This window comes from Herbiconiux oxytropis (genome assembly GCF_024979315.1).
Classification (GTDB): domain Bacteria; phylum Actinomycetota; class Actinomycetes; order Actinomycetales; family Microbacteriaceae; genus Herbiconiux; species Herbiconiux oxytropis.
Window position 1 is genome coordinate 1 of record NZ_JANLCK010000006.1, and the last position, 20,493, is coordinate 20,493.

At 70.9% G+C, this 20,493-nt stretch carries 18 protein-coding genes; 15 read left to right on the forward strand and 3 right to left on the reverse strand.

Going from position 1 to position 20,493, the window contains the following annotated elements; all coding sequences use genetic code 11:
* Positions 1-290: 290 nt before the first annotated feature.
* Positions 291-611: a putative quinol monooxygenase gene (locus tag N1028_RS11735; protein ID WP_259529110.1), complete on the reverse strand. Its 321-nt coding sequence runs from the start codon at positions 609-611 to the stop codon at positions 291-293.
* Positions 612-710: 99 nt separating this feature from the next.
* Between N1028_RS11735 and N1028_RS11740 the strand changes: the two genes are divergently transcribed.
* From N1028_RS11740 to N1028_RS11750, 3 genes are read left to right on the forward strand one after another with little or no spacing between them, the layout of a single operon-like run.
* A complete protein-coding gene (locus N1028_RS11740; RefSeq protein ID WP_259529111.1) occupies positions 711-1,295 on the forward strand; it encodes a TetR/AcrR family transcriptional regulator in 585 nt (194 codons plus the stop codon).
* Between the two features lie 49 nt (positions 1,296-1,344).
* Entirely contained in the window at positions 1,345-4,476 is a 3,132-nt protein-coding gene (locus N1028_RS11745; protein WP_259529112.1) for an MMPL family transporter, read from the forward strand.
* Entirely contained in the window at positions 4,473-6,581 is a 2,109-nt protein-coding gene (locus N1028_RS11750; protein WP_259529114.1) for a YhgE/Pip domain-containing protein, read from the forward strand. Before N1028_RS11745 ends, N1028_RS11750 begins: the two co-directional genes overlap by 4 nt.
* Here the strand turns inward: N1028_RS11750 and N1028_RS11755 are convergent.
* Positions 6,551-6,730: a hypothetical protein gene (locus N1028_RS11755; protein WP_259529116.1), complete on the reverse strand. Its 180-nt coding sequence runs from the start codon at positions 6,728-6,730 to the stop codon at positions 6,551-6,553. The genes N1028_RS11750 and N1028_RS11755 overlap by 31 nt on opposite strands.
* Between N1028_RS11755 and N1028_RS11760 the strand changes: the two genes are divergently transcribed.
* The 9 genes from N1028_RS11760 (at position 6,729) to N1028_RS11800 (ending at position 16,188) form a co-directional block, all read left to right on the forward strand.
* Complete coding sequence (locus tag N1028_RS11760) at positions 6,729-8,006, forward strand: MFS transporter (protein WP_259529118.1); 1,278 nt, start codon at positions 6,729-6,731, stop codon at positions 8,004-8,006. The genes N1028_RS11755 and N1028_RS11760 overlap by 2 nt on opposite strands.
* 122 nt (positions 8,007-8,128) lie before the next feature.
* On the forward strand, positions 8,129-10,030 hold the full coding sequence (locus N1028_RS11765; protein WP_259529119.1) for an MSCRAMM family protein: 1,902 nt from the start codon (positions 8,129-8,131) through the stop codon (positions 10,028-10,030).
* Between the two features lie 9 nt (positions 10,031-10,039).
* Positions 10,040-10,966, forward strand: coding sequence for an LLM class F420-dependent oxidoreductase (locus N1028_RS11770; RefSeq protein ID WP_259529121.1), 927 nt, complete (start codon positions 10,040-10,042; stop codon positions 10,964-10,966).
* 107 nt (positions 10,967-11,073) lie between these two features.
* Positions 11,074-11,412: an L-rhamnose mutarotase gene (locus tag N1028_RS11775; protein ID WP_259529123.1), complete on the forward strand. Its 339-nt coding sequence runs from the start codon at positions 11,074-11,076 to the stop codon at positions 11,410-11,412.
* The gene (locus N1028_RS11780) at positions 11,409-12,284 is read left to right on the forward strand and encodes an amidohydrolase family protein (protein WP_259529125.1); all 876 of its coding nucleotides are present in this window, start codon (positions 11,409-11,411) and stop codon (positions 12,282-12,284) included. The genes N1028_RS11775 and N1028_RS11780 overlap by 4 nt, the downstream gene beginning before the upstream one ends.
* Positions 12,281-13,297 carry an aldo/keto reductase gene (locus N1028_RS11785; protein ID WP_259529127.1) on the forward strand — a complete coding sequence of 339 codons (1,017 nt, stop codon included), beginning with the start codon at positions 12,281-12,283 and terminating at the stop codon, positions 13,295-13,297. The genes N1028_RS11780 and N1028_RS11785 overlap by 4 nt, the downstream gene beginning before the upstream one ends.
* 57 nt (positions 13,298-13,354) lie before the next feature.
* On the forward strand, positions 13,355-14,494 hold the full coding sequence (locus tag N1028_RS11790) for a mandelate racemase/muconate lactonizing enzyme family protein (protein ID WP_259529128.1): 1,140 nt from the start codon (positions 13,355-13,357) through the stop codon (positions 14,492-14,494).
* A gap of 49 nt (positions 14,495-14,543) precedes the next feature.
* Positions 14,544-15,395 (forward strand): fumarylacetoacetate hydrolase family protein, encoded by an 852-nt coding sequence (locus N1028_RS11795; protein ID WP_259529130.1) that lies wholly within the window; start codon positions 14,544-14,546, stop codon positions 15,393-15,395.
* Positions 15,388-16,188, forward strand: a complete 801-nt coding sequence (locus N1028_RS11800; RefSeq protein WP_259529139.1) for an SDR family NAD(P)-dependent oxidoreductase — start codon at positions 15,388-15,390, stop codon at positions 16,186-16,188. Before N1028_RS11795 ends, N1028_RS11800 begins: the two co-directional genes overlap by 8 nt.
* 26 nt (positions 16,189-16,214) lie before the next feature.
* On the opposite strand, the gene N1028_RS11805 is transcribed toward N1028_RS11800, so the two are convergent.
* The gene (locus tag N1028_RS11805; protein ID WP_259529141.1) at positions 16,215-16,964 is read right to left on the reverse strand and encodes a FadR/GntR family transcriptional regulator; all 750 of its coding nucleotides are present in this window, start codon (positions 16,962-16,964) and stop codon (positions 16,215-16,217) included.
* Between the two features lie 133 nt (positions 16,965-17,097).
* On the opposite strand from N1028_RS11805, the gene N1028_RS11810 reads away from it, so the two are divergent.
* The 3 genes from N1028_RS11810 to N1028_RS11820 all read left to right on the forward strand — a co-directional run bounded on the left by N1028_RS11810 (position 17,098) and on the right by N1028_RS11820 (position 20,365).
* Positions 17,098-18,453, forward strand: a complete 1,356-nt coding sequence (locus tag N1028_RS11810; protein WP_259529143.1) for an ABC transporter substrate-binding protein — start codon at positions 17,098-17,100, stop codon at positions 18,451-18,453.
* Positions 18,454-18,657: 204 nt separating this feature from the next.
* Entirely contained in the window at positions 18,658-19,446 is a 789-nt protein-coding gene (locus tag N1028_RS11815; RefSeq protein WP_259529145.1) for a carbohydrate ABC transporter permease, read from the forward strand.
* On the forward strand, positions 19,433-20,365 hold the full coding sequence (locus N1028_RS11820) for a carbohydrate ABC transporter permease (RefSeq protein WP_259529147.1): 933 nt from the start codon (positions 19,433-19,435) through the stop codon (positions 20,363-20,365). The genes N1028_RS11815 and N1028_RS11820 overlap by 14 nt, the downstream gene beginning before the upstream one ends.
* Positions 20,366-20,493 lie beyond the last annotated feature (128 nt).

The window sequence follows — 20,493 nt, forward strand, 5'->3', positions numbered from 1 at the left end:
GTGCGGGCGCCGGGCCGCCCGCTGCGAGCTCGATCACACGGTGGATTGGGCGCACGGGGGTCGGAGTACCGCGTCGAACCTCGCCCACCTCTGCACGGGCCACCATCACCTGAAGCACGAGGGCGGCTGGCAGGTCGCCCGCCCACCCGATACCGGCCCGGCATCCCGCACCCTCGAGTGGCGATCACCACTCGGCGCCACCTGCCGCACGACGCCCACCGGCCCAGGCGACGACATTCGAGGTGGCGATGATCCGCCGCCATTCTGACGATTCGTGCCGTGGCGGTGGGTTAGAGACTGCCCTGTTGCGGTGTGCCCACGGGCAGGGGAGTGAGCTCGGTGATGACAGGGATGGCCGACAGCAGAGGCGAGAGGCGCTCGGCCAACAGGGGGAGCGCGGCGCTCGTGCTGCCGTGATGATCGGCATCCGCCTTCGAGGCCCACTTCTCGATGAAGAAGAGCGTGCCGTCGGAAGCCTCGTGCAGAGCGTAGAGAAGACAGCCGGGCTCGGCCTGCACCATCTCGATGATCGGACCCAGGGCTTCGACCACATCGTCGCGCCGCCCCGGCAGCGGCAGGAACGACACGACCGCAACGAGCGGATCAGGCATGGGTTCTCCTTCGAACGGGTAGAAGCATAACTGGCAGAAGGCTCACAGTCTGACCGATCGTGCAGGCGCTGACCGATCGGTCAGAATAATCTCGACATCGTGCCCACGCCCCAGCCGATCACCCGCCCGCAGACCGATGTCGCGGCCGAACTCCGATCCATCGCACTCGAGATGTTCGCCGAGCACGGCTACACGGGCACGAGCCTGCAGCAGATCGCCGACGCCGCGGGCTACTCCAAGTCGAGCGTGCTCTACCACTTCCGCTCGAAGGAGGCGCTCTTCGAGGAGGCACTCGCCCCGAGCGTGGCCGAGCTCGAGGAGTTCCTCGACTCCATCGTCGAGAAGGCCACTTCCGGCGACTCGCGCGCCCAGTTCACCGCCGACTTCGTCGACCTCCTGCTCGACCACCGTCTCGCCGCCCACATCATCATCAACCAGGGGCAGACCCTCTCCGACATCCCCACCGTCGACCGCGCCCGAGGCCTCATCGACCGGATCGGCGAGTCGTTCATGTCGGGCCTGCCCACCACCAAGCAGCGCATCCGCCTGGGTGTCGCCCTCGCCGGCGCAGCCTACGTGATGGTGGCCTCCCGCCCGAGCGCCACCGAGATCGACGACATCGACGAGGTCAGGGAAGCCCTCATCGACGTCGTCGGCGAACTCATCACCCCCCTGTCGAACTGACACGAACGCACGACACCCGAACACGACCGCACACCCGAGGAGCTTCCCTGTGGCCACCCTGCTCTACCGCATCGGCCGATTCGCCTACCGCAAGGCGTGGTACGTCGTGATCGCGTGGCTGTTGGGGCTCGCCGCCATCCTCGGCGGCGGACTCGCCCTGGGCGGCCAGACCGCCGAGAGCTTCACCATCCCCGGCACCGAATCCCAGCAGGCCATCGACAAGCTCGAGAACCTCTTCCCCTCCGCCGCCGGCGCCGCCGCCACGGTCGTGATCGTGGCCCCCGACGGCCAGAACGTGAACGACGACGCCGTCGAACAGGAGATCACCGCGGTCTCGGACGACATCGCCGACCTCGACCAGGTCTCCGCCGTCATCTCCCCCTACTCCGAGTACGCCACCAACGCGATCTCGGAAGACGGCACCACAGCCCTCCTCAAGGTGCAGTTCGACGGCCCTGCCACCGACGTCACGGATGCCACCCTCGACGAGGTCATGACCGCCGGCGACACCCTCGAGAGCGAGGGCATGACCGTCTCCTTCGGCGGCGAGGTCTTCCAGAGCGTCGAGTTCGGCCTCACCCCCACCGAGGCCATCGGCGTGCTCTTCGCGGGCATCGTGCTCTTCATCACCTTCGGATCCCTGCTGGCCGCCGGCCTCCCTCTCTTGACCGCCCTCCTCGGCGTGGGCATCTCGATGGGCGGCATCATCCTCGCCTCGGCCTTCACCACCGTCTCGAGCACCGCCCCCATGCTCGCGGTCATGATCGGCCTCGCGGTCGGTATCGACTACGCCCTCTTCATCCTCTCGAGACACCGCACCCAACTGGCCGCCGGGATCGACTCCGAGGAGTCGGCCGCACGCTCGGTCGCCACCGCGGGTGCCGCCGTCGTGTTCGCAGGCCTCACCGTCATCATCGCGCTGCTGGGCCTCCTCGTGGTGGGCATCCCGTTCCTCTCGGTCATGGGTGTCGCCGCCGCGTTCGCCGTCTTCGTGGCCGTCGCGATCGCCATCACGCTGCTGCCCGCCATCCTGGGCATCGCGAAGGGCAGGCTCATCCCGAAGCCGGGCTCCCGTGCCGCCCGCCGTGCACTTGCCGCGGCCGAGCACGACGCGCAGGGCGAGCACGAGCAGAAGCGCGGCCGGCAGGCGGCACCGGATGCGACAACACACGACGCCGCCGAACCCACCCGGCCAGCCAAGACCGACACGCCCACCAAGACCGACAAGCCCACCAAGCCCCTCAAGCCCTCGATGGGCGGCCGGTGGGTGGCCCTCGTCATGAAGGCCCCGATCGTCTTCATCGTCGCCGTCGTCGGCCTGCTCGGCGTGGCCTCGATCCCCGTCGCGAGCCTCGACCTCAACCTCCCGACCGCCGCCTCCCAGCCCGAGGGCTCGACCGCCCGCACGGCCTACGACACCGTGGCCGAGAAGTTCGGCGCCGGCTACAACGGCACCATCGTGGTGGTGGCCGACATCACGCAGACCACCGACATCCAGAACGATCTCGATGGCATCCGCAGCGACCTCGAGGCCGTCGACGGCGTCGCGACCGTGGGCCCGGGCCTCCCCGACGAGACGCTCGACACCGCCATCTTCCAGGTGGTGCCCACCACCGCCCCCGACTCGCACGACACCAAGGAGCTCGTCGAGCGCCTCCGCGACATGAAGGGCGAGATCGAGGCCGACTACGGCACCCCCGTCGTGGTGAGCGGCCAGACCGCCGTGGCCATCGACGTCTCCACGCAGCTCACCAACGCGCTCGTGCCGTTCGGCATCCTCGTGGTGGGACTCTCGATCCTGCTGCTCGCGATGGTCTTCCGCTCGATCGCCGTGCCCATCAAGGCGGCCCTCGGCTTCGTGCTCTCCGTGGGCGCCTCGTTCGGCGTCACCGTGGCCGTCTTCCAGTGGGGCTGGCTCGCCGACCTCCTGCACGTCAACGCCACGGGCCCCATCATCAGCTTCCTGCCGATCCTCCTGATGGCGATCCTCTTCGGCCTCGCCATGGACTACGAGGTGTTCCTCGTCTCCGGCATGCGCGAGGAGTACGTGAAGTCGAGGGATGCGCGACGCGCCATCCGGATCGGGTTCCAGCACGGCGCACGGGTCGTCACGGCTGCCGCCCTCATCATGTTCTTCGTCTTCTTCGCGTTCGTGCCCGAGGGTGACGGCCCCATCAAGGCCATCGCGCTCGCCCTCGCGGTGGGGGTCGCAGTCGACGCGTTCCTCGTGCGCATGACGCTCGTGCCCGCCATCATGACGTTGCTCGGCGACAAGGCCTGGTACCTGCCGAAGTGGCTCGACCGGCTGCTGCCCAACGTCGACGTCGAGGGTGAGAGCCTCCGCGAGCACATCGAGCAGCGCGCGTGGACCGAGCGGGCCACCGGCACGGGCACTGGCACTGGCACGGGCACCCGCGCCGACGCCGTGAGCGCCGAGGGCCTCGAGGTCGAAGGCGCAGGACCGCCCGCGACCTTCCGCATCCCGCTGGGCGCCGTGGCCGTGCTCACGGGCCCCACCGCCTCCCGCCGTCTCGTGGGCGCCGCCATCGCCGGCCGCATCGCACCGGCCGCCGGTCACCTCCAGGTGCTCGGCCTCAGCGTGCCGTCGGAATCCGGAGCCGTGGCCAAGCTGGTGACCCTGGTCGACCTCGAGTCGCGGCGCCCCGACCTCTCCACCGCCGTCGGCGACGCCCTCAAGGAACGACTCCGCCTCTCCCGCGGCTGGTTCCGGGCCGTGCCGCGGGGTGCCGCCGAGCATCTCGTCGACCGCGTCAACCGCGCTCTCGAGCCCATCGAGGGTGAACGGCCCATCAGCATCCACCGCACACTGGGTGAACTGAGCCCCATGGCGCAGTCGCTCGTGACCGTCGCCCTCGGGGTCGCCGACGGCGCCAGAGTGCTCGTGATCGACGCCGGAGACGGCGACGTCCCGCACTCCACCACCCCGCACTCCACCACCCCGCACTCCACCACCCCCGAGTTCGTGCGGGCCGTCGCCGGCATCGCCGAACCGGATGCCACGGTGCTGTTCGGGGCCGCGACCCTGCACGCGGTGCACACGGCTCCGGATGCCTCCACGGGAGACCGGCCGCTCGTGCGCATCGATCTGGCTGAACACACTCCCGTAGCTTCCCGCACGACGAACCGCACGACCGACCTGCCCGAGGAGGGCACCCGATGAGCACCCCGACCTCCATCCCCACCCCGCGATCCCGCCGCCGCACCAGGATCGTCCTCGTCGCCCTGACCGCGCTCGCCGTGGTGCTCACACCCTTCGCCGTCAACGGCCTGTTCTCCGGTGCGCTCGCGAACGCCGACACCAACCTCTCCTCGGTGCCGGCCGCCGTGGTCAACAACGACGAGATGACCACCACCACGAACCCCGACGGCACCGAGTCGGTCAACTTCGCCGGCCGAGCCGTCGTGACCGAGCTCACCGGCAGCGGCGAGACCGGATTCGACTGGAACGTCACGAACTCGGCCGACGCCGAGAAGGGACTCGCCGATGGCACCTACTATGCGGTGCTCACCATCCCGAAGACCTTCTCGGCCGACATCAACACCCTCGGCACCCCCACCCCCGAGCAGAGCCTCATCCACATCGAGACCGACGACTCGCACGGCTACCTCCAGGGCGTGCTCGCCTCGACCGTGGCCTCCGCCGTGCAGGCCGGCTTCGGCCAGCAGATCACGGCCCAGGTCGTGAACGGCATCTACACGAGCTTCGGCACCGTGGGCACGAGCCTCTCGGATGCCGCCGACGGCGCCTCGCAGCTCGCCACCGGAGCCGACGGACTCGCCTCGGGCGGCACCCAGCTCACCGATGGGCTCACCCAGCTGAGCTCGGGAGCCGCCTCGGCCACCACAGGGGCCTCGGAGCTCGCCGACGGCCTCGGCCAGCTCTCGTCGGGTGCTACCGACGCTGCCAACGGAGCGACGCAACTGAGCGTGGGCGTCACGCAGTACACGACGGGCGTAGACGAGCTCGCGACAGGGCTCGGCACGCTGCGCGACCAGACCACCGGTCTGGGTCAGCTCAGCACGGGGATCGCCGACTACACGGGTGGAGTTTCGCAGACCGCGGCCGCCGCGCAGCAGCTGTCAGACGGAGCCGCCCTCGATCCTCGAATCCCCGAGGAGTACGTGACTGCACTCGGTCAGCTGTCGAGCGGACTGCAGGAGCTCGCGGCAGGCGGCACGGTTCTCACGAGCGAAGTCGCCGGCCTTCCTGAGCTCGAAGGCGGGATCGCCGATGCCGCGAACGGGGCGGCGCGGATCTCCACCGGCAGTGCCGACATCTCGTCAGGCGTTTCCGGCCTCGCCGACGGCGTGAGCCAGCTCGCCTCGGGCCTCTCGCAGACCGCACCCGGCGCCACCCAGCTCGCCGACGGCGTGGGCCAGCTCAGCACCGGCCTCGCGCAGACCGTGCCGGGCGCCCAGCAGATCGCATCCGGTGCCGGCCAGCTCGGCGACGGCGCCACCACCCTCGCCGATGGCCTCTCCACCGGCGCAGACCAGCTCTCGGCGAACGTCTCGGACGATCCCGAGGCGGCGTCGAAGGTCATCGCCCAGCCCGTGACGGTCGACGTCACGAGCCAGAACCAGGTCGGCGAGATCGGGCAGGTCGTCTCCACGCTCCTGCTGCCCGTCGCACTCTGGCTCGGCGCACTGGCCCTGTTCCTGTGGCTCCGCCCGTTCTCGGCGGGCGTCCTCGCCTCCTCGGTGTCGACCGGCCGCCTGACCCTCCGCACTTTCGGGCGTGCCGCGGTGTTCGCCGCCCTGCAGGTCGTGCCGATCGTCGCGTTCCTGCACCTCGCGCTCGGCGTGGAGTGGAGCCTGCTGCCCGCCACTCTCGGCTTCTCCCTCGTGGTCGGCCTCGCGTTCACGGCCTTCCATCAGCTGCTCGCCACGGCCTTCGGCCGGATCGGCGCGATCGTCTCGCTCGTGCTGCTCGCGCTGCAGCTCGCCTCCACGGGAGGGCTCTACCCCATCGAGATCCTCTCCGGACCGTTCCAGGCCATCAGCGCCATCAGCCCGCTGAGCTACGCGGTGTCGGGCATCCAGGCCATCTTCACGGGCGGATCGGGCGGCACGGTCGTCACGGCCCTGCTCGTGATGGCCGTGCTGCTGCTGGTCAGTCTGCTGCTCTCGGCGGCGGCCCTGAGGCGCAGGCGCCGACCCGTCGAGATCGGCTGGGTCGTGCCCGCCCCCACGCCGGTGCAGGCCCCGGCCGCCCGCCGGAGCGGACCTCGACCTCAGACCGTGGTGATCGGCTCGCGCGCGTAGAGGCTCGCCATCCTGGCCGGGCTCGCGATCCTGCCCGTGCGCCGTCGGTCGTTGTCCGGCGTAAAGTGGGTCTCGCCCCGCACCACCCCCGCCGACGACGCTCCGCCGTGGGCGTCGGCGGCGCCCGGGAATGAGGACCTTCTCGCCATGGATCGACCGAACCGCTCGGGCTTCCCGTGGCTGCTCGTGGCCGGCATCGTCTGCATCGGCTTCATCCTGCGCGGCCCGATCGTGGCGGTCGCACCCGTCTCGGGCGACATCGGCCAGGACCTCGTGCTCAGCGCCGCCCAGATCGGTCTGCTCACGAGCCTGCCCGTGCTGTGCTTCGCGGTGATGACGCCGTTCGCCTCGATCTTCGTGGGCAAGGCGGGGGCCAACGTCGCGACCACGGTCGCCATCCTCGGGGTGGGAATCGGCTCGATCGTGCGCTCGGCCGGCGGCGTGGAGGCCACGTTCGTCGGCACCATCGTGATGGGCGCCTTCATCACGATCGGCAACGTCGTCATCCCGGTGATCATCCGCCGCGACGTGCCGACCGCCCGGGTGGGCATCGTCACGGGCGCCTACACGTCGGCCATGAACGTGAGCTCGATGATCACGACCCTCGCCACCGTGCCGCTCGCAGCGGCGTTCGGCTGGCGCGGGGCACTCGCGGCCTGGATCGGCTTCGTCGTGCTCGCGGCCGCCGCATGGCTCGTGGCCACGGGCCGCGCCGCGTTCCGCTGGGGCCCGCTGAAGCCCGCCATCGAGACGGGCGCCTTCGACACCGTGGCCATCGACACCCGCGGCATCCCCGTCGCCGCACCCGAGCCGCGCACCTGGCGCAACCTCTCGGCGGTGCTGCTCGCCCTGGCCTTCGCCGGCCAGGCCTTCTCCTATTACGGGCTCACCGCGTGGCTGCCGAGCATCCTCGTCGACGAGGTCGGCTACTCGGCGTCGGCCGCGGGCACGAGCTCGTCGGTGTTCCAGATCGCCGCGGTGGTAGGGGCGCTCGGGGTGCCGCTGATCTCCCAGCGCATCGGCATCCCGGTGACCTTCGGGGTGGTCGCCGCGCTCTGGATCAGCTTCCCGCTCGGCATGATCCTGGCCCCGGACGCCTGGCTGGCCTGGGGCTTCCTCGGCGGCGTGGCACAGGGCGGCGGCATCACGGTGGTGTTCATGCTCATCGTGCAGCTCGCCATGACGGGCACCCACGCCCGTCGGCTCTCGGCCATGGTGCAGGGCGTCGGCTACGCCCTGGGCGCCACCTCGCCGGCGCTCATCGGCGCCGTGCACGACGCCACGGGGGAGTGGACGCTGCCCGTGGGAGTCGTGCTCATCGCCACCCTCGTCTTCACGGTCGCGGGGCTCGCGGGCGCCCTCCGCGCCACCGGGCCACGTGCGCGCCGGGATCCGCGCGACCCGCGGAACCGCCACCCGCGCTGACGGCCGGATCCGCACCCACGGAGATCCCCGTGCCCGCCACCCGCGGCCGTGCTGCCCGTCGCTAGAGTCGAGGCGCGCCCGTGCCGCCCAGGCCGGGCATCGACTCCCGGGGGAGAGCTGCTGTGAAGCGACTGCGCGCCGTCCATGTGTCCAGGCAGGCCGCCTCGGCCGTCACGACGGCCCTCGCGGGTGCACTCGCGAGCGCCCTCGTGCTCGCCGGTGCCGCGGGCCCCGCCCTCGCCGATCCGGCGCCTGGGCCCGACCCGTCGCCCACGGCCGGCTCGATCTCGGGTCTCCTCCTCACGGACCAGGGCGAGCCGCTCGCCGGTCACGTCTACGCCATCCCGCCCGAGGAGGGCTTCGAGTACCGCGGCACGGCCGGTGCCGACGGCGCCTATACGATCGAGAACGTGCCGGCCGGCGACTACGCCGTGCACTTCGAGCCTTTCCGCACCGAGACGGAGGCCGCCCCCTACGGCTACGGCCCCGCCTACTACCCCGACGCGCTCCGCCTCGACGACGCCGAGCCCGTGCGCGTCAACCCCTCCTCCGACACCCTGTTCGTGAACTCCGCGCTGGCCCCTGGCGGCCAGATCTCGGGAACGGTCGTGCTCGCGACCCTCACCGGGTCGACGCCCGCCGTCCACACCGTGGTGGTGCCCTTCACGGGTGAGGATGCGCCGCCCGAGGATCCGTTCGAGGCCGAGTACGGGGCCACGTTCGTGAACGACGACGGCACGTTCCGCGTGCACACCGCGGCCGGCGAGCACCGCCTCGCCTTCTACACGCGCTACCACGGCCAGTGGATCATCGACGAGTACTGGCAGAACGCCTCCGCCGTCGCCGACGCGACCCCGCTCGAGGTCGTCCCGGCCGAGGACATCCCGGGCATCGCGGCCGAGCTGCTCGCGCCCGGCAGCCTGCAGTTCACGCTGACGGCGCCCGACGGCACCCCGCTTCCCGGCGTCGACGTCTCGCTCGTCGACCACGCCGACACCCGCACGATGCTCGACCTCGTGACCGACGCGAGCGGCGTCGCGCTCGCAGGCGACCTGCCTCCCGGCTACTACGACCTCTCGGTCACGAACCCGCCCGCGGGCTACTCCGACGCGTTCATCCGCGGCGTGATGGTGTTCCCCGGCGAGACCTCTACGCTGCAGTCGGGCCTCGGCGACCCGCTCCCACGCGGTGCGACTGCCACCCCGGCGCTCCCCACCGACGACGGCTGGCTGCTGCTCGAGGGCGACTCGGTCACCCTCACGGTCCCGGATGCGATCGATCTCGAGAGCGTCGGCTTCGTCTACTCCTCCAACGAGCAGGACGACCCGCGCCGAGGCGAGTTCACGCTCGACGGCTCGACCTGGACGGCGACCATCGACCTCGAGGGCCTCTGGGGCCACGGCGCCCTCGGCATCGAGTACCGCTACGACCTCGACCTCACCCACGTCGCCGTGCTCGACACCTCGATCGCCCGCGAGCCCGGTGCGGCCGAGCTGACGGACGGCTCGCGCGGCGATGTCGCGCTCGCCGGTACGTCGGCGGTCGCCGGAGGCGTGAAGGCGGGCGGGACGGCGACGGCGTCGGGCCTCGAGCCCAAATCCTGGTACCACGCCTGGTGGTTCTCCACGCCCACCGCGGCCGGTTGGGTGCAGGCGGATGCCACGGGTGCGGTCTCGGTGCCGGTTCCGGCCGGGCTCGTGCCGGCGGGTGCTGCCTCGGCGGAGCACTCGCTCGCGTTCGTGTCGGTGCAGGGAGCGCTTGCGGGGTGGACCCCGGTGACCGTGCTCGCAGCCGACAACGGCGGAGGTGGCGGCGGGGGCGGCGGAGGTGGCGGCGGTGACAACGGCGGCGGAGGCTCCGGCGGGGACGGCTCCGGCGGGTCGTCCGGCCCGGCCGGCTCCGGTGCGGGAGCCACGCTCGCGGCCACCGGTTCGGAGCCCGCTCCATGGCTGGGTCTCGCCGCGCTCCTGGTGGCGGCCGGTGCGATGCCGGCGGCCCTGCGCATCCGTCGCCGGCCCGCCTAGGCTGGGGGCGTGGACTTCAGAATCTTCACCGAACCCCAGCAGGGCGCCACCTACGACGATCTCCTCGCCGTGGCTCGAGCCACGGAGGAGCTCGGCTTCGACGCGTTCTTCCGTTCCGACCACTACCTGCGGATGGGCGACGGCGATCCGGGCCCCGGCCCCACCGACGCCTGGACGACGCTCGCCGGGCTCGCCCGCGAGACCTCGCGCATCCGGCTCGGCACGCTCGTGTCGTCGGTGACCTACCGCTACCCCGGCATCCTCGCGATCCAGGTGGCGCAGGTCGACCAGATGTCGGGCGGCCGGGTGGAGCTCGGGCTCGGCACGGGCTGGTTCGACGAGGAGCACCGGGCCTACGGGATCCCGTTCCCGCCGAAGCGCTTCGACCTGCTCGAGGAGCAGCTCGAGATCGTCACGAGCCTGTGGGCCACGGAGCCGGGAGAGACCTACTCGTTCCAGGGTGAGCACTACTCGCTCGAGAACTCGCCGGCGCTGCCGAAGCCCGTGCAGTCTCCGCTGCCCGTGATCGTGGGCGGCAAGGGCGCCAAGCGCACTCCGCTCCTCGCGGCGCGGTTCGCGAGCGAGTTCAACGTGCCGTTCCCCGACCCGGGCACGCTGCCGGGGCTGTTCGAGAACGTGCGGCGCTCGTGCTCGGAGCTCGGCCGCGACCCGGATGACATCGTCTACTCGGCCGCGTTCGTGGCCGCGGCGGGTGCCTCCGAGGCGGAGTTCACCGCCCGCGCCTCGGCCATCGGGCGGGAGCCGGCGGAGCTGCGCGTGAACGGTCTCGCGGGCACGGCTGCGGAGGTCGTAGACAAGCTCGGGGCCCTGCGCGAGCAGGGGGTGGAGCGGGTGTACCTGCAGATGCTCGACCTGCACGACCTCGACCACCTCGACTTCTTCGCGCGCGAGGTCATCCCGCAGCTGGGGGAGTAGCGGCAGCGGGCTACACGTCGCTCGCCGTTCGTCGCCCTCCACGTGCCTGCCCGGCAAAGAGCATATGTATGATGTTGCCGAACGGTTTCGGGCGAAGGGGCATCGACGTGGGGCAAGGCATCGAGCGGCACGCGCTCATCGTGGGCGTCGACCCGAGGCTCCGTGAGGAGTACCTCAGGCTGCATGCTGCGGTCTGGCCGCAGGTGGAGGCCACGCTCTCGGCCTGCAACGTCACCAACTACACGATCTTCGTGCGCGGCGACCTCCTCGTGGCCTACTACGAATACACGGGAGCCGATCACGACGCCGACATGGCCCGGATCGGCGAGGATCCGGTGACCCGCGAGTGGTGGACCCGCACCGACCCCTGCCAGGTGCCCCTCTTCGCCGACCAGCCCGCGGGTGAGCGCTGGGCGCCGCTCACCGAGGTCTGGCACCTGCCGTGACCGCACGCGCAGCCGCCGGCCGCGGCACGAGGCGCTCGATCGTCGACGCGCACGCCCACGTCTGGGATCGCGCCCGCACCCCCATCGACTGGATCGACGAGTCGCTGCCCGAGATCGATCGCGACTTCTCGGTGGCGGAACTCCACGAGGTGGCGCGCGCGGCCGCGACCGCTCACGGGGTCGAGTTCGCGGGCGGCGTTCTCGTGCAGGCCCTGAACGACTCCGGTGAGACCGCCGACCTGCTCCGCGCCGCTCGAGGTCCGGTGGTGGGCTGGGCCGACCTCGACGCTCCCGGTCTCGACTCGCGCCTCGCCGAGCTCCGGCAGGGCCCCGGTGGTCACCGGCTCGCCGGACTCCGCCACCTGGCCCACGTCGATCCTGATCCCGAGTGGCTGCTGCGGCCCCAGGTGTCGCGGGGTCTCGACGTGCTCGCCGCATCCGGTCTCGTCTTCGACCTCGTGCTGCGGCCCTGGCAGCTCGAGCTCGCCGCGCGGGTCGCGGCGGACCACCCCGACGTGCTCTTCGTGCTCGACCATCTGGGCCAGCCGCCGGGAGCCGCCGCCCGCGACGAGGTGGCGACCTGGGAGCGCGACCTCCGCACCCTCGCCGACCTCCCGAACATGGTGGCGAAGATCTCGGGCATCGCCGTGCGCGGCGACCGTGCTCGGCTCGAGCGCCTCGGCGGATTCGCGCTGGACGCGTTCGGGGCGGATCGGCTGATGTTCGGCTCCGACTGGCCGCTCGTGCGCCTCGCCGACGACTACGGCTCCTGGCTCGGCGACCACCTCGCCTGGTCGGCCGCCCTCTCGCCCGACGAGCAGCTCGCCCTCGATTCCGCCACAGCCCGCCGCACCTACGGAGCGACCACATGACCGCCGAGAACGCATCCGACTCCCGCCTGCCCGAGCGCGCCCTGCCGGGCGATGCGCTGCCCGAGCGCGCCCTGCCGGGCACGGCGCTGCGTCTCACCGAGCTGGGTTTCGGGGCGGCGAGTCTCGGCAACCTCTACCGCGAGACCTCCGACGTCGACGCCCGGGCGGCGGTCGACCGCGCGTGGGAGCGCGGCATCCGCTCCTTCGACACCGCGCCCCACTACGGCCTCGGCCTCTCCGAGCGCCGCCTCGGCGCCGCCCTCGCCGATCGCCCGCGTGACGAGTACGTGCTCTCGACCAAGGTGGGCCGCCTGCTCGTGCCCAACGAGAATCCGCAGGGCCAGGACCCCGACTTCGTGGTGCCCGACACCCTGCGCCGGCAGTGGGACTTCTCCCGCGACGGCATCCTGCGCTCGATCGAGCAGAGCCTCGAGCGCCTCGGCACCGACCACGTCGACATCGTCTACGCCCACGACCCCGACCAGTTCGACGAGAAGGCCGCCTGGCAGGCCGCCGAGACCCTCACGGAGCTCCGCGACCAGGGCGTCATCGGCGCCCGCGGTGTCGGCACGAACGACGCGGGCCAGCTCGCCGCCCTGTTCGAGGCCGATGCGATCGACGTCGCCATGCTCGCGGGCCGCTACACGCTGCTCGAGCGGGAGGCGGCGCTGCCGGCGCTCGAGGCGGCGGTGACCCACGGCAAGGCGGTGGTGGCGGTCGCCGTGTTCAACTCCGGGCTTCTCGCCACCGACCGCCCCGCCCCGGACGCCCGCTACGACTACGGCCCCGTGCCGCCCGAGCTGCGCGCCCGCACCGTGGCACTCGCCGAGCTGTGCGAAGCGCACGGGGTGACGCTGCCCCAGGCGGCCATCGCTTTCCCGCTCGCGCATCCGGCCGTGGTCGACGTGACCCTCGGCATGCGCACGGCCGAGCAGGTCGATCGCAACGCGGACCTCTACGCGGCCGCGGTGCCGCCCGAGTTGTGGGCAGCGCTGCTATCCCGTCTAGAATGATAGAACATGTGATGTATGCTCTTTCCTGACGTCGCTGCCGACAGACACGGGGAGAGCATGAAGATCACAGGCTTCACCAGCCTCAGTACCGTGCACGACTGGGGCCGCCCCGTGGGCGACGTGAACGGCGTCATCGCCGGAGGCGTCACCGAGGTGGGCGTGCTGCTCGTGCACACCGACGGCGGTCTCACGGGTGTCGGCCTCGGAGCCCACTCCGACATCGCCCGGGTCTTCCCCGCGGTCGAGGGAGAGGACCCCCGCGCGGTCGTGGCCCTCTACGACCGGATGCTCGCCCACGTCTTCAAGACCGGTCACGCCGGCGCCACCTTCGGCGCCATCGGCGCGATCGACATGGCGCTCTGGGACCTCAAGGCCAAGATGGCCGATGAGCCGCTCTGGCGAACGCTCGGCGCGCGCGACCGCTTCGTGCCCGGCTACGCCTCGGGTCTCGACATCTCTCTCGACGACGAGGCGCTCGTGGCCCTCTACGAGCGCTACGCCGAGCGCGGCTTCTCGAGCGCCAAGCTCAAGGGCGGTCTCGACGCCGACACCGACATCGCGCGCCTCAAGGCCGTGGGCGACGTTCTCCGCCGCAACTCGCCGAGGCCCGCCCTCATGCTCGACGCGAACGAGGCCTGGAACCGCAAGCAGGCCGTGCGCTACGTCTCCCAGGTCGAGGCCGAGGTGCCGCTGACCTGGATCGAGGAGCCCGTGCGCCGGTGGGACGCCGAGGGCCATGCCGTCGTCGGCCGGGCCGTGCGCGCCTCCGTGGCCACGGGCGAGAACCTCGTGGGGCTCGAGCAGTACGGCCCGCTGCTCGCCGCGGGTGCGGTTGACATCGTGCAGACCGGCATGGTCTGGGGCATCACGCACTTCCTGCGCGTGGCGGCGATCGCGCACGGCCGCGACCTGCCGGTCAGTCCCGTCGGCTACAACGGCAACCCGGTGGCGCACGCCTCTGCCGCCGTGCCCAACCACCTCACCACCGAGGTGCAGGATCTCGGCGCGCCCGTGGGACTCACGATCGACCAGACGATCGCCGACGGCGGCATCGTGCTGGGCGACACCCCCGGCCTCGGCATCGTCGTCGACCTCGAGGCCATCGCCGCACTCGACTCGGCCGAGGGCTGGCGCGTTCCGGCGGGCCCGCACGTGCGACCCGAGCGCGCGGGGCTTCGGCTCGTGCCCGGCCCGTGACACCCCTCCTTCAGAAGCCCGCCCGCCCCGAGTACAGAAAGCAGCTCGCATGAAGTTCCAACGCCGTGGCCCGTCGGGCCACGAGATCCCCGCCGTGCTCGTCGACGGGGTCGCCTACGACCTCTCGTCGGTGACGGGCGACATCGACGGTGACTTCCTCGCCGGTGACGGCCCGGCGCGGGCGCAGTCGGCCCTCGACGTGGGCTCCCTCCCGGCGCTCGCCGACCAGGAGGCCCGGCTCGGCGCGCCGCTCGCGCAGCCCACGAAGATCGTCTGCATCGGCCTCAACTACCGCGACCACGCCGACGAGACCGGTGCGCCGTATCCGCCCGAGCCCGTCGTGTTCATGAAGGATCCGTCGACGCTCGGTGGGGCATCCGACACCGTGCCCATCCCGCGCGGATCGGAGAAGACAGACTGGGAGGTCGAGCTCGGCATCGTGATCGGCCGCACCGCCCGCTACCTCGACTCGGTGGACGAGGCCCGCGAGCACATCGCGGGCTACGTGCTCTCGCACGACGTCTCGGAGCGCCGGTTCCAGCTCGAGCTCGGCGGCACCTGGGACAAGGGCAAGAGCTGCGAGGGCTTCAACCCGCTCGGCCCGTGGGTGGCCACCGCCGACGAGTTCGACGACCCGCAGAACCTCGGCCTCCGCCTCTGGGTGAACGGCGAGCTGCGGCAAAACGGCTCCACCGCCAACCAGATCTTCGGGGTCGCGCACGTGGTCTGGTACCTCAGCCAGTTCATGGTGCTGCGGCCGGGCGACATCATCAACACCGGCACCCCCGCGGGAGTCGCCATGGGCATGGAGGGGCAGCCCTACCTCCGGGTGGGCGACGTCGTGGAGCTCGAGATCGACGGCCTCGGCCGTGCACGCCAGGAGTTCGTGAGCCATGAGTGACGCGCAGAACGCCGGATCGCCCGGATCGCCCGGATCGCCTGCCGGGGAGCTCCAGGGCCTGACCGCCATCGTCACGGGCGGTGCCTCGGGCATCGGCCTCGCGACCTCCCTGCTCCTCGCCTCGCGGGGCGCCCGGGTGGCCGTGCTCGACCTCAACGCCGAGGGCCTCCCCGAGGGGCTCACGGGCTTCGCCGCCGACGTCACCTCGCGCGAGTCGGTGGATGCGGCGGTCGCCGCTGTGGCCGAGTGGGCGGGCGGGATCGACATCGTCGTGAACAACGCCGGCGTCAGCGCCATCGGCACCGTCGAGGCCAACAGCGACGACGACTGGCGGCGGGTGCTCGACATCAACGTCATCGGCGTGGCCCGGGTCTCGGCGGCCGCACTCCCATGGCTCCGGCGCTCGGAGCACGCCGCGATCGTCAACACCTGCTCGGTGTCGGCGAACAACGGCATCCCCGAACGCGCCCTCTACAGCGCCTCGAAGGGCGCTGTGCTCGCGCTCACCTACGGCATGGCGGTCGACCACGTGCGGGAGGGCGTGCGGGTCAACTGCGTGCGCCCCGGCACCGTCGACACGCCCTTCGTGTCGAACTACCTCAAGAAGTACGACGACCCGGTGGCCGAGCGTGCCGCCCTGGACGCCCGTCAGCCGACAGGCCGCATGGTCACGCCCGAGGAGGTCGCGCACGCGATCGCCTACCTGGCGAGCCCCGCGGCTTCCTCGACCACGGGCACCGCGCTCGACGTCGACGGCGGCCTCACGACCCTCCGCATCCGCCCGCAGAGCTGAATGCCGCGGGTCGTGGGCGAGAACTCCTAGCGGGGCAGGCGGCGGCGTTCCCACGACTGCGCGATGTGCTCGCGCATGGCCGAGCCCGCCGCCTCGGCGTCTCCCGCCACGACCGCGTCGAGCACCTGCTGGTGCTCCACGAGGGTGAGCGCGAGCGCCTCGGGGCCGGGTTCGCCGTGGAACCGGGCGTACTCGCTCGCGCGCTGCACGAGGGTGTGGGCGATCGACTCGGCGAGACGGCTGCCGGAGGTCTCCATGATGACGTCGTGGAAGGCCCGGTCGAGCGCCTGGAAGGCATCCAGGTCGCCGAGCGCGTCGCGCTGCACCTGGAGCGCCTCGCGGAGGGCCACGACGTCGTCGTCGGTGCGTCGCCTCGCAGCCTCCGCGGTCATCGACGACTCCAGGTCGCCGCGCACCTGCGCGAGCTCGTCCAGGATGCCGAGGGTCTCGTCGTTCTCGATCATCGACGAGATCACGACCCGGTCGAGCAGATTCCACTCCGAGGGCTGGGTGACCACGGTGCCGCGGCCCTGCGCCACGGTCACCATGCCCTTCTCCTCGAGTCGCTTCACGGATTCGCGGATGACGGTGCGGCTCACGCCGAACGCGTTCACGAGCTCGCCCTCGGGCGGCAGCGGGTCGCCGGGCTTCACCGAGCCGGTCACGATCGCCGTGACGAGGTCGTGCACCACCGCGACACCGAGCCGGGTGGCGGGCGCCCGGCGCTCGCCGCTCGCGGGGATCCCGGTGCGGGAGGGGGTGCTCGACAGGGTCATGCGCACATCCTAGTAAACTGCCGTCCGCGGCATGGCAGCGCTAACTATTGCTCATACGTAAGATGTATGATCTGATAGCTCCACCGCTCGACCACAGCGGATCGACAACGACGCCGACATGAAGGACTCGCTCATGGCAGGACAGCACCGCCGCAAGGCCGCCCGCATACTCGCGACCGCTACGGCCGCCCTCACGGTGGCGGCTCTCGCCGGCTGTGCCGGCGGATCCGGCGAGGTCAACAGCGACTACGGCTTCGCCACCGCCGACCAGGAGGATGGCAGCACCATCACCGTCTGGGTCGACGCCGCGCGCGAGCCCGTCGCCAAGGCCTTCGAGGAGGCCAACCCCGACGTGCCGATCTCGATCGAGACCTACGACGGCAACGCCGGCGGCTCCGGCTCGTTCCAGACCAAGGTCGCGCTCTTCGACCAGTCGGGCGAGGGCTGGCCCGACGTCGTGTTCTCCACCCAGACCAACGACGCGTCGTGGGCCGCCAAGGAGACCAACGGCGTGCAGGCCTTCGCGGCCCCGCTGAACAAGGGTTACTTCAGCGACGACTTCCTCGCCGGGTTCACGGATGGCGCCAACGACCCCATGACGGTCGACGGCTCGGTCTACGGTCTGCGCAACGACCTCGCGCCCGTGGTGCTCTGGTACAACCAGAAGCTCCTCGACGAGTTCGGCTACGAGATCCCCACCACGTGGGAGGAGTACGAGGCAATGGGCGAGAAGCTCGCCGCCGAGCACCCCGGCTACATCCTCGGCTCGATCGGCGACTCGTTCGTGGGCACCTACGTCTACTACTGGGGAGCACAGGCCCCCATCTTCGCCCTCGACGGCAACACCTTCTCCTCCGACTTCGACGACCCGCACTCGGTCGCCATGACGGAGCTGCTCGACGGCATGGCCGCCAACGGCACCCTCGTGCAGGACAGCGTGTTCAGCGCCCCGTTCGTGGAGAACTACTCCGACAAGATCGTCGCCATGCCGGGGCCGGCATGGTACGCCGGGGCCCTCTTCCAGAACCCCGACAGCGTCAACGCCGAGCCCGGTACGTTCGGTGCAGCCGATCCGCTCTACTGGGAGGGCGAGGACGAGGTCACCGGCAACGTCGGCGGCGGCGTCTGGTACGCCTCCAGCCACTCGAAGAACCTCGACGCCGTCGAGACCTTCCTCGAGTTCGCCACCTCCTCCGAGGAGTCGGCCGAGCTGAACTCCGGTCTCCCCGCCTACGACGAGGCCGCCTCCACCTGGCTCGACGCCCAGGCCGAGAGCGCTTTCTTCGCCGGCGACTTCAAGGCCGCCGTGCAGAAGGCCGCGGGCAGTGTCTGGGGAGGCTGGGGCTTCCCGAGCTTCAGCCCGGAGACCGCGTACGCGGCGGTCGTCGTGCCCGCGCTCGCCGAGGGCAAGACCATCGCGGACGTCGTGCCCGAGTGGCAGGAGCAGATCCTCAACGAGGCCCAGGTCCAGGGCTACACGGTCGAGTAGCCGCACGGTCCAGCAGCCATACGGTCCAGAAGATAGGCGAGCATCATCACCACGACAGCCCAGATCACGGCCCCGGCCGTCGAGCCCCTCCAGGAGGAGGCTCGGCGGCCGGGCCGCCGGCGCCGCAAGCCCGACGCGAGCCAGACCCGCATCGGCTACATCTTCTCCAGCGGCTACGCCATCCTGCTCGTCGCGTTCGGCATCGTGCCCGCGATCTACGCGGTCGTGCTCGCGTTCACGAAGAACGGCGCCTTCGTCGGCATCGACAACTTCGTGAAGGTGTTCGCCGACTACCGCTTCTGGCCCGCGGTGCAGCACGTGGCGCTGTTCGTGGCGATCTGGCTCGTCTCGCTCACGCTGCTCGTGGTGCTGCTGGCGCTGCTCGTGCACGCCATCCGGGTGCGCTGGCTGTCGTCGGCGTCGCGGTTCCTGTTCTACATCCCCGGCGCGCTGGCCGGAGCCTCGAGCGTCATGCTCTGGCTGTTCCTGCTCGACCCCGCGGTGAGCCCGGTCGCGGGCATCCTGCAGCTGTTCGGGTTCGAAACCTTCGTGCAGACCGTCTCGATCGACAACCTGCCCGTCATCTTCACGCTCATCGCCTTCTGGGCGGGAGCGGGTGGCTGGATCATCATCATGTACGGCGCGCTCAACAACATCCCCGTCGAGGTGATGGAGGCGGCGCGCATCGACGGAGCCGGCCCCATCGGCACCGCCTGGCACATCCAGATCCCGCTCATGCGCAAGTGGATCTCCTACATGGCGGTCATGTCGCTCGCCGCCGGCACCCAGCTGTTCGTCGAGCCGCGCGTGCTCTCGCAGGCGTCCAAGGGCGTCGTGCCGCCGGACTACTCGCTCAACCAGCTGGCCTATCTCTTCGCCTTCCGCCAGAACGACTTCAACGGATCCGCGGCCATCTCGCTGCTGCTCCTCGTGGTCGCGGCCGGCCTGTCGGCGCTGTTCGTCTTCCGTGGAGGTCTCTTTGAGCGCGAGTGAACGACTCACCGTGAAAACGGATGCGCCGCGCGGCTCGCGCAGCCTGACCCCCGGCCCCGGCCGGTGGATCGGGCGGGTGCTCGCCTGGAGCGTCATCGGCGTGTTCCTGCTGTTCTTCGTGGTGCCGATCGCGTGGCTCATCCTGGCGCCCACCAAGACCGCCAGGCAGCTGCTGCTCGACAACCCGTTCAGTTTCGGCGGCTTCGAGACCCTCGCCGCCAACTGGGGCGAGCTCATGGCGTTCCAGAACGGCATCGTCTGGGTCTGGCTCGGCAACGCCACCCTCTACACGGGCGTCGCGCTCGTGATCACCCTCGTCGTGAGCATCCCCGCCGGCTACGCGCTCGCCATGGTGGAGTTCCGGTTCCGCCGGGCGCTGCTCGTCACGACGCTCATCGTCATGCTCATCCCGAACACGGCGCTCGTGCTGCCGATCTTCCTCGAGCTCAGCGCACTGAAGCTCGTGGGCACGCCGCTGTCGGTCATCCTGCCGTTCTCGTTCTTCCCGTTCGGGGTGTACCTCACCTACATCTACTTCTCCACGGCGGTCTCGCGCGATCTGCTGAACGCCGCGCGCATCGACGGCGCGGGGGAGTTCAGGGTGTTCGCGCAGGTGGCGATGCCGCTCGCGACGCCCGTGATCGCGCTCGTGGGCTTCTTCAGCCTCGTCGGCAACTGGAACAACTACTTCCTGCCGTTCGTCATGGTGCCTGGTCGCAAGTCGCCCATCCAGGTGGGGCTCGCGGAGCTGCTGTCGAATGTGCCGCTGTTCAATCCCACGACCGCCGGATCGGTCACGATCTCGCTGCCGGTGCTGGCTCTCGCGACCATCCTGTCGGTCGCGCCCGTGCTCGTGATCTTCTTGTTCTCGCAGCGCTTCCTCGTGAGCGGCCTCACGGCTGGCGGCACGAAGGAGTAGCGGCACTGGATTCTCGGGGGTGGATTCCCCGCGCTGGGTCGTGTAATGTTGGTCAGTCGGCTCTGGACACCGCGAGTTGCATCGCGGAAGGGTTTGTAAGTCTGGTGGGCCGGTTTCCCAGTCAGTGC

Excerpts from the sequence above, each read along its gene's own strand:
- N1028_RS11760 (WP_259529118.1), top strand. The coding sequence starts at position 6,729 with ATGGATCGACCGAACCGCTCGGGCTTCCCGTGGCTGCTCGTGGCCGGC.
- N1028_RS11755 (WP_259529116.1), bottom strand. The coding sequence starts at position 6,730 with ATGGCGAGAAGGTCCTCATTCCCGGGCGCCGCCGACGCCCACGGCGGA.
- N1028_RS11790 (WP_259529128.1), top strand. The coding sequence starts at position 13,355 with ATGAAGATCACAGGCTTCACCAGCCTCAGTACCGTGCACGACTGGGGC.
- N1028_RS11795 (WP_259529130.1), top strand. The coding sequence starts at position 14,544 with ATGAAGTTCCAACGCCGTGGCCCGTCGGGCCACGAGATCCCCGCCGTG.
- N1028_RS11750 (WP_259529114.1), top strand. The coding sequence starts at position 4,473 with ATGAGCACCCCGACCTCCATCCCCACCCCGCGATCCCGCCGCCGCACC.
- N1028_RS11805 (WP_259529141.1), bottom strand. The coding sequence starts at position 16,964 with ATGACCCTGTCGAGCACCCCCTCCCGCACCGGGATCCCCGCGAGCGGC.
- N1028_RS11810 (WP_259529143.1), top strand. The coding sequence starts at position 17,098 with ATGGCAGGACAGCACCGCCGCAAGGCCGCCCGCATACTCGCGACCGCT.
- N1028_RS11800 (WP_259529139.1), top strand. The coding sequence starts at position 15,388 with ATGAGTGACGCGCAGAACGCCGGATCGCCCGGATCGCCCGGATCGCCT.
- N1028_RS11785 (WP_259529127.1), top strand. The coding sequence starts at position 12,281 with ATGACCGCCGAGAACGCATCCGACTCCCGCCTGCCCGAGCGCGCCCTG.
- N1028_RS11735 (WP_259529110.1), bottom strand. The coding sequence starts at position 611 with ATGCCTGATCCGCTCGTTGCGGTCGTGTCGTTCCTGCCGCTGCCGGGG.